At 53.9% G+C, this 8,435-nt stretch carries 9 protein-coding genes; 1 reads left to right on the plus strand and 8 read right to left on the minus strand.

All coding sequences use genetic code 11. From position 1 onward, the window contains the following. Positions 1–14 precede the first annotated feature (14 nt). The 7 genes from JW953_09425 to JW953_09455 form a co-directional block, all read right to left on the minus strand. Entirely contained in the window at positions 15–737 is a 723-nt protein-coding gene (locus JW953_09425; GenBank protein MBN1992915.1) for a hypothetical protein, read from the minus strand. Between the two features lie 85 nt (positions 738–822). Next, complete coding sequence (locus JW953_09430) at positions 823–3,210, minus strand: PD40 domain-containing protein (protein ID MBN1992916.1); 2,388 nt, start codon at positions 3,208–3,210, stop codon at positions 823–825. Between the two features lie 134 nt (positions 3,211–3,344). Beyond that, positions 3,345–3,998 (minus strand): methyltransferase domain-containing protein, encoded by a 654-nt coding sequence (locus JW953_09435; GenBank protein MBN1992917.1) that lies wholly within the window; start codon positions 3,996–3,998, stop codon positions 3,345–3,347. Between the two features lie 55 nt (positions 3,999–4,053). Further along, positions 4,054–4,947: a diacylglycerol kinase family lipid kinase gene (locus tag JW953_09440; GenBank protein MBN1992918.1), complete on the minus strand. Its 894-nt coding sequence runs from the start codon at positions 4,945–4,947 to the stop codon at positions 4,054–4,056. Positions 4,948–5,051: 104 nt separating this feature from the next. Further along, positions 5,052–6,269: an aminotransferase class I/II-fold pyridoxal phosphate-dependent enzyme gene (locus JW953_09445; GenBank protein ID MBN1992919.1), complete on the minus strand. Its 1,218-nt coding sequence runs from the start codon at positions 6,267–6,269 to the stop codon at positions 5,052–5,054. Between the two features lie 108 nt (positions 6,270–6,377). Beyond that, positions 6,378–7,091, minus strand: a complete 714-nt coding sequence (gene radC / locus JW953_09450) for a DNA repair protein RadC (protein ID MBN1992920.1) — start codon at positions 7,089–7,091, stop codon at positions 6,378–6,380. A gap of 26 nt (positions 7,092–7,117) precedes the next feature. Beyond that, positions 7,118–7,429 (minus strand): AraC family ligand binding domain-containing protein, encoded by a 312-nt coding sequence (locus JW953_09455; protein MBN1992921.1) that lies wholly within the window; start codon positions 7,427–7,429, stop codon positions 7,118–7,120. Between the two features lie 262 nt (positions 7,430–7,691). Between JW953_09455 and JW953_09460 the strand changes: the two genes are divergently transcribed. After that, positions 7,692–8,024, plus strand: a complete 333-nt coding sequence (locus tag JW953_09460) for an SCP2 sterol-binding domain-containing protein (protein ID MBN1992922.1) — start codon at positions 7,692–7,694, stop codon at positions 8,022–8,024. A gap of 76 nt (positions 8,025–8,100) precedes the next feature. On the opposite strand, the gene JW953_09465 is transcribed toward JW953_09460, so the two are convergent. Further along, positions 8,101–8,310: a dodecin domain-containing protein gene (locus JW953_09465; protein MBN1992923.1), complete on the minus strand. Its 210-nt coding sequence runs from the start codon at positions 8,308–8,310 to the stop codon at positions 8,101–8,103. Positions 8,311–8,435 lie beyond the last annotated feature (125 nt).

Here is an 8,435-nt window from a genome sequence, read left to right on the forward strand (position 1 = left end):
TCAAAGCCTTTTTTTTATTTTACCGGGGAGGTTGGTGAAACAACAATGGTAGCGGTAGGCGAAGGAGCGGCGGTTGGTTTGGGAGTAGGCAGTTTAAACGGCGTGACCGTGGCCGTGGGGGTATCGGTGGGCAGCGGCGTTTCGGTGGGAGGCGCTTCCGGTTGGCCTTCTTCAGCCGGAGTTTCGAGAGCCGGTTGCGCCGGGGTCGGCTCAACCCCGCCATTCTCGCCCCCCAAAAATAGATTATAAGCAGCCGTTCCACCCAGGGCCAACACAATACACAGCACCAGGGCCACCAATAAGATAAGCCTAATATTTGGCCCACCTTTTTTGGCGGATTTTTTAAATGACTTCATGGTGCTGGGATAATCAAGATCCTCTTCTTCCGCAGCTTCGCCGGCCAGGGTAAATTCATCCAAAAAAGTGGCCTCAGAGAGAGTTTCTTCCTCTTCCTCAGTTTCCTGTTCCTCAATAATGGCCCCGGTTATGTGGTGTACGTTAAAAGTGCCGGCGCGTAAGGCTTCCAGGCCTCGCTGGGCTACAACGTTATCCGGGTTCAAAGCAAGCACATTTTCCAAACAGATTTCGCGGTCTTCATCGGAATCAACCACTGAACTCAACCATAACCAAATATCTTCGTTGCTTTCGTCGGTTTCCAGAATCTCTTCAAGAATCAGGCGACCTTCTTCTCTGTTGCCCGCTCTGATAACGGTGACGGCTTCTTCTAACGTTGGCATACCAGTGACTCCCGGAATTTATTTGTAGAACACATTATAGCATCAATTGAACCTCTGTGACAAGTTGAATTTGGTGGCCGCTTTTTTAAGGCCGCCAGGCCGGCGTTTGCTCGTCACGGTAGGGGGTTTGGGGATCATCTGGGTTGGGGGTTTGGGTGAGATTGGTGACGTTTTGGCCGTCGAGCGAGATTGAGAAGATGTCCCAATTGCCCTCGCGGTTGGAATAGAAAACAAGAAATTGGCCGTCGGGCGACCAGGTTGGGCCGTGATCATTGGCGGTGGAAACATTGGATATATTTTGAGGCGGCCCGCCGCCGTTAGCGTCAATGATATAGATTTCTACATTACCCTCTTGATTGGCTTCGTAGGCAATCTGCGTCCCGTCGGGCGACCAGGCCGGCGATAGGTCATTGCCCGGGGCGGTCGTAATCTGTCGGATGTCGGAGCCAGTAGGGGTCATGGTGTAAATATCCCAATTACCGCTCGCTTTACTATTAAAGGCCAGGCGGCTGCCGTCCGGCGACCAGACCGGCGAGATATTAAGGTTGCCATCGGTTGTGATTTGAGTTAGGTTATCCCGGCACGTTTCGGGGACGTCCAGGCAGGCCGTGTCCATGATAAAAATTTCCCAACTGCCCTCGCGCAGGGAGGAAAAGGCCAGTTGCGCCCCGTCGGGCGACCAGGCGGGGGTCCAATCGTCTGCCGGGTGGCGGGTAACGTTGACGGCCGATGGGCCGCATCCTTTGGGCAGGCTGGCGCAGTTGGCCTCCATTACATAAATTTCTCGATTGCCGTCGCGTTGGGAAACAAAGGCTATCCGCTGGCCATCGGGCGACCAAGTGGGCGCGGTGCCGTCCACTCCTTCCGGGGAGAGGGGGGTGACGTTTGAGCCGTCCGCGTCCATTACGTAAATGCGCCAACTCTGGCCAATATCCCGCCCCATGTAGGTGATGGAAGGCAGGGTGCGTTTGACCACCAGCGCCGGGGTGGGCGTAGGGGTGGCTGTTGGTTCCGCCGGAGCGTTGGGGGTGAGGGGGCCGGTGGTAGCTGCTCCGGTTAGACTTTTGGGCGTGGCCGTGGGGGTCGCTGTGGGCGTGGACAAAAAAGCCAAGGGCACGTTAAAAAATTGAGCGGCAAGAATACCGCCGCCGGCCAGTAAACACACTATGATCAATAAAACGAGGAACACCGGCCAAAAGATGCGCCTTCTGGTTGGCCGGGTTTCCCTGGCCGCCTGGCGAGACTGGGCCGCGGTTGGCGATTGAGATTTTTGGGCGCGCGTTTTGCTCTGCGAGGCCAGGCGTCCCCAATCCACTTCTTTGAGGGTTTCGGCGGGCTGGGTGTATTCGCGCAGCCAAAAGCGTAACAGTTCAACGTAAAAACGGTAACTGACTGCGCCCATTGGCGTGAGTACGCCTCGCTCGGCCAGGGTTTGCAGAGCTTCCACCACCACTTCGGGGATAACGGCATCATTTTGGCGCTGTAAAAAACGGATTACCTCTTCCTGGGTCATAGGGCCGTGTTTGCCTTGCATGGCGGCCATACCGGCCAGCACGGCTCGTTCGGCCCAACTCGATTCTTCCCAGATTTGTTTAAACGGCTCAATGGGCGAGTCCAGAACTTCCCCTAACACCGAGTCGAAATCCCGTTGATTGACCCAGCCGTCATGTCCCTGCCGCTTGAGTAGAGTGTGGCAGAACAGGCAGAGATAGTAGGGATGGTGGGAGTTAACTTCGGCAATGCGCCGGGGAATGCCGTAATCAAAACGCAGGATGTGCCGCACCGGCTGGGTAATCATGTTAACCGAGGCGTCGGCGGTGAGGGGGGTCAGGCTAAATGTAGGCGCGGCATCCAGCAAAGGATGCCGCATGTTTTTTAATTTGTCCTGATTAACGGTGAAAACCAGGTGGAGCGGCGGACAAACATCTAACACCGGGATGAACGCAGATAGAAAGGTGGCTAACAAGGCCCGGTCCTCGGTAATAAGAAGATGCAGGTTGTCAAGATACAGGATGGGGCGATTTTGGCCCACCTGCCGGTTAGCCTGGGCAAACAAATTGTGCAGGACGGTGGTGGGGGGCATAGCGGCGTCAATGGGTTGAGGATTTACCAGATGGAGTTGTGTCAACTGGGGTATCAGTTGTTCAATAACTTGTTGTAAGATGGCGTCAATAGCCAGTTGCCCTTTGTGCCCGTCGGGGGGCTGTTTTTTCTTTTTGTCCATAGCCGCTTGGGGAAAGCTTGGCGGCTCCAGCAGGGAGACCAGCAAGTTAACGGCACTGAAATTTTGCAGGACGCCCGCGTGTTTGATAAATGAGGTTTTGCCAATGAGAGGCTGTCCGGTAAAAACCAGCGTGCGGGCGTTATTGGTTATCTGCAATTCAAGCCAATCGGCTGCATCTTGCCGCCCAAAAAGCATGGTTGAATCTACAACCGGCTCATCCGGCCGGTAGGGATTGGTTATCTCGCTCAAAATAAAAACTCCAGGGTCCGGCCAGATAGAGTCATCAGGCGTGATGCGCCCGGCCGGCTAACTATACCGCGGCTCATTATACCATTGGGTGGGGGTTAAAGAAAATAGGAAGCCGACGTAGCTAACTGCTTGTTTTACGTTTTGTCGGCAATAACCAGATGGGCAATCGCTCCCTCTACTTCTACCTTTTCCCAACGACCCGCAAAGTTGTGCTGCGCCAGCAAGGTGAGGGCTTTATGGCGGGGAAGGTCGCGCTGGCCGGTTACCCGGTAGAGCCAATCCAACAACGGACGCAGGGGCCAGGGGCCGCGCAGTTGTCCTTCGGCCACTACCACCAGCCGGCCAGGGGGAGAGCCGGCCTGAGGGGTTTTTAAAACCCGGTTGATCTCCGCAAGGGTTTGCTCTGCCATCATATAATCGGTGGGAAAGGTGGCCACAACGTTATAAAAATAATTGGCCGGAAAAGGAATCCCCTGGGCCTTGGCCCGGCTGAGAGGCAGGGCGTACTGGTGGCGGCGGAGCCGGTGGCCGGCCAGGCGGGCCATATAGGGCGAGAGGTCAATGCCCACCGGCCGGTAGCCCGCTTCCAGCATGTCAATAAAAAAAGCGCCGGTGCCATAGGCCAGTTCTAAGGTTGGCCCCGGCCGCATAAATTGCAGGGCCAGCCGTCGCCAGGCCGACCATTGGCCAAAGGAAACAGACCAGGCCACCAGGTCGTAGGTCCAGGCCATTTGATAATATAACAGATGAAAGCCGAGTTTGATGAACCACTGAGGGAGCATAGTCAATGAGAAATGAGAAATTAGAGATTGTAAATAACACTTAATGGCTTGCGTTTTGCGCTCAAACGATTACCCGTAATTTTTGGGGAATGATCCGGTAGTTGATTTCGATGGCGTTTTTGGCAAATACTTCGCCATCGGCCTGGATGGGGGTGCCGGGCGAGGTGGTGATAGCCAGAAATGTTGTTTTTAGGTTGGCCACCCGGGGATGATGAATATGTTCGCCTTTGAAGGTTTTGGGTAAGAGTGTCAGCAATTCCCGGCGATTGAGACCTTGGGCATATACAAAATCCAACAGGCCATCGTCCAGCACGGCTTTGGGGGTCATATAAAAAACGCCGCCGGTCCGGGGGCTGTTGCCTACCGAAACCAGCACCGCCGGGCCGGTGTATTCGCCGCTATCCCAGGTCAGGCGCATTGACCAGGCGGCGGCGGTCGCAATAACTTTCAGCGCCGCCAGCAGATAACGCAGTTCTCCTTTCACCCAGCGCATTTGGTCCTGGGTTAGGGTGACCATTGGCTCCAGGCCAATGGCCGAATTGTTGACAAAGTAGCGGCCATTGACCTGGCCTACGTCAATCAGCCGGGTGTTACCGGCCGCCAGGCGCCGGCAGGCAGCGGTGGTATCGCGGGGCAGGCCCAGCATGTCGGCCAGATCATTGGCCGTGCCAAAGGGGATAATGCCCAGGGTGCCCACTTCGTTTTCTCCTCCGGCCTGAATTAAGCCGTTGGCCACGCTGCTGATGGTGCTATCGCCGCCGGCGGCCACCACCACCGGCCAGCCCTCTTGCCGGGCCCGGGCGGCCAATTCAAGGCAGTGGTCTATGCTCTTGCTTGTTTCAAGCGCATAGTCAAGGCCGGCGACCAGAAGCGCCGGCTTGAGCTTGTCTATTTTAACCTGCTCTGACCAGCGGCCACTGACCGGATTCAGAATTATTTTGACGCTGACGGCCACGGGCGCGCTCCTGCTTAATCACCTGCCAAATAAGAAAGGCCGTTTGGTTGCACCGCAACGCGGTAGACGGCCTTTGTTTAGAGTCAATTGTTTTTCCCTCTATGCTAACCAGCTAACACGCCGACCGCCTTGCCTGCCTCTTCAAAAATATCCATGGCTCGTTCAATTTCGGCGATGGTATGTCCGGCGGTAACATTGGCTCTCAGGCGGCTGGTATTGGCCGGCACGGCCGGAGAAACAACCGGCAGAACAAAAATGTCTTTTTCCTGGGACAATTTGGCCATCAACCAGGCCCGCTCGTCATCGCCGGCAATGATAGGCACAATGGGCGTTTCGCTGTTGAGGGTGTTAAAGCCGCGTTCTTGCAGGCCTTTGATAAAATAGTCCACATTGGCCTGGAGCGCCTGCACCCGTTCCGGTTCCTCCTCAATAACGTCAAAAGAGGCTTTGGCTGCGGCGGCCGAGGCCGGGGGCAAAGCGGCAGAAAAGACAAAGGAGCGAATAGTGTGCCGTAGATAGGTGATCAACTCTGAACGCCCGGCAATGTAGCCGCCAATGCTGGGAATGGTTTTGCTGAGAGTGCCCATGTGAATGTCAATATCGTCCCCCTCCAGGCCAAAATATTCCACAATCCCATGGCCAGTTTTACCCAATACCCCTACCGAGTGGGCTTCGTCTACCATTAACAAGGCATCGTACTTTTTGCACAGGCGAATCATTTCAGGCAGGTTGACAATATCGCCGTCCATGCTAAAAACGGCGTCGGTGACCACTAATTTACCGGCTTTGGGGGGAACTTCGGCCAGCGCCTTCTCCAACGATTCCATGTTGTTGTGTTCAAACCGGGTGAACTTGGAGCGAGAGAGCAGGCAGCCATCCACAATACTGGCGTGGTTGAGTTTGTCGGAGATAACCACATCGCCGCGACCAAGCAAAGCCGCGATGGTGCCCAGGTTGGTTACATAGCCGCTGGCCAGGGCCATGGCGTCTTCGGTTTTTTTGAAGCGGGCAATGGTTTCTTCCAGTTCAACATGCAGCCGGGTGGTCCCGGCCAAAATGCGAACCCCGTGCGTGCCGGAGCCAAATTCGTCCAAAGCGGCGCGAGCCGCAGCTTGAATTTTGGGATGGCCCAGCAGGTTCAGATAAGCATAAGAGGCAAACTGTAGCATTTTGCGGCCATTGATGGTCACATACATACCATCTATGGCCTCGGCTGGTTGCAAATAAAGATAGAGGTCTTGCCCTTTGGCCGAGCGGATGCGCTCGTTCATTTGTTCAATGCGCCAGGCGATGGGGTTAGTACCGTCACGTGGAAAAGCCATAGGATAATCCTTTTCTCTTGATAGCTTTGCTGGAAGTTAGTTTCGGATTAACGGGTCAAAGTATAACATTTGGCTGCTGATTTGTAAAGTATGAGGCAGACGCCATTTTTAACCATCAAATCCCAAGCCGCGTTCTTTCAGGCTGACAAAACGCTGATGACCAATGACCAGGTGATCCAGGACCTCAATGCCCAGCAACACACCGGCTTCCACCACCGAGCGCGTCACCTGAACGTCTTCCGGCGAAGGGGTGGGGTCGCCGGAGGGATGATTATGCGCCAAAATCAAAGCGGTGGCGTTGTGCCTCACTGCCTCGCGGAAAACCTCGCCGATGCGGATGATTGAACTATTAACATTGCCTACATAAATGGTTTTATTGCCCAACACCCTGTTTTTGGTATCAAGCAGCAGCACCCGCAGGTTTTCCTGTTCCAGGCAGCCCATTTCCAGCATCAGAAGATTGGCCACATCGGCGGGGCAAGTGATTTGAGGTCGCGCATCGGGTGAGGCCAGGAGCAAACGCCGGCCCAACTCCAGCGATGCTTTGAGTTGGGCCGTTTTGGCCAGGCCTAATCCTTTGACCTCTGTTAGTTCATGAAAACCAACTTTGGCCAGTCCGGCTAAACCGCCAAATTCAATGAGTAAACGGGTGCCCAGGTTCACGGCATTTTCGCCAGGCGCGCCCACTCTTAACAAAATAGCCAGTAATTCGGCATTGGATAACGCCGACGCGCCATAATTTTTTAGTCGTTCCCGTGGACGTTCGTCAACCGGAAGATCTGGAATGGTCAGGTAGTAGGTGGGTGCTGCTTCGTCGGTCATTTGATGGCCCTCCCTCAGAGCAGATTTTAGTAAATGTGCGCCTCAAGGCAAGTAACCCCATCCGGGCCAACAATGGCGCTATGCCGCAAGCCGGCCGGTAATTCAAGTTGATCGCCGGCTTTCAGATGGAATGTTTCATGCCGGGTGGACAAATCAAAGCGAATACTCCCTTTGACCACACATATAATCTTATGATAACCGTGCGTATGGCTGGCATAAACGTCTTCCGGGGCGTTTGACCAGCGATAAACCTTGAGTTGCTGCTCTTCTAAGGGAGCGCGTAATTCTTCTTCGGTGGGCGGTGTTTCTTTATGCCAGGGTGTTACTTTCAACTCCATGGGATGTCTCCTGGAACTATAGAGTGACAGACTTGAATTCGGCTTATTCTACTGATTTGCTCTGGTATCGTCAATTTGGCAGGGTCAAACGGGTGCGTCCCAAAATTTTGGCGGTAGGGACAGGGCATTGTCCCTACCCTATGGTCTAAAAATTGGGACAGACTCCGGTCAAACGAAAGTTTTTGTGTTCGTTGACAGGGTAACGCGAGTTGGGTTATACTAAGAAGCATAATTGCCATCACCTTTTCCAAGGAGACCAATCATGAGTGTCGCTGATGATGTACAAGAAATCTTTGCCAAAATGCCCGCAGCCTTTTTGCCTGATAAAGCGGCCGGGCTTAACAAAACCATTCTGATAGACCTTAATGGCGAAGGGGGCGGGCAGTGGGCCCTCAAAATTGCCGATGGCCAAATCTCGGTGAGTGAAGGCCAAATTGATTCACCCAATCTGGCCCTCAGAATGGCGGCGAGTGATTACGTAGCCCTGGTCAATGGCCAGGCCAATCCCATGAACCTGTTTATGGCGGGCAAGATAAAGGTGGAAGGAGATGTGATGCTGGCCATGAAATTTCAGGAAATGTTTGAGCGAGGATAGTGCTGAGCTTTTGCATGCAAAAGGCGACTGCGGGCAATACAGTCGCCTTTTTGTTGGCTCATTTTGGGTAATGGATTCAGTCTTCTACCGAAAAGCCAATTTTAAGAGTGACCTGCCATTGACCGACTTTATTGTCGCCAATGGTCCCCCGTATCTCCACCACCTCAAACCAGCGCATCTGGCGCACGCTTTCCCCGGCCTTGGCCAGAGCCGTATTAACCGCCTCCTCCATACTGGTGGCAGAAGTGCCGGTCAGTTCAATTGTTTTATATACTTGATCGCCCATGGTAAGCTCCTTTCATGTTCATAGTGAGATGAAGAATTATTCAGTAGCGTATACCCCCTGTATTTGCGTAATTTTTGGCTTTGACAGTACAAATCTGGGGTAAAAAAACTGTAATTTTCGGTTCC

Source organism: Anaerolineae bacterium (assembly GCA_016931895.1).
In the GTDB taxonomy this organism is placed as follows: domain Bacteria; phylum Chloroflexota; class Anaerolineae; order 4572-78; family J111; genus JAFGNV01.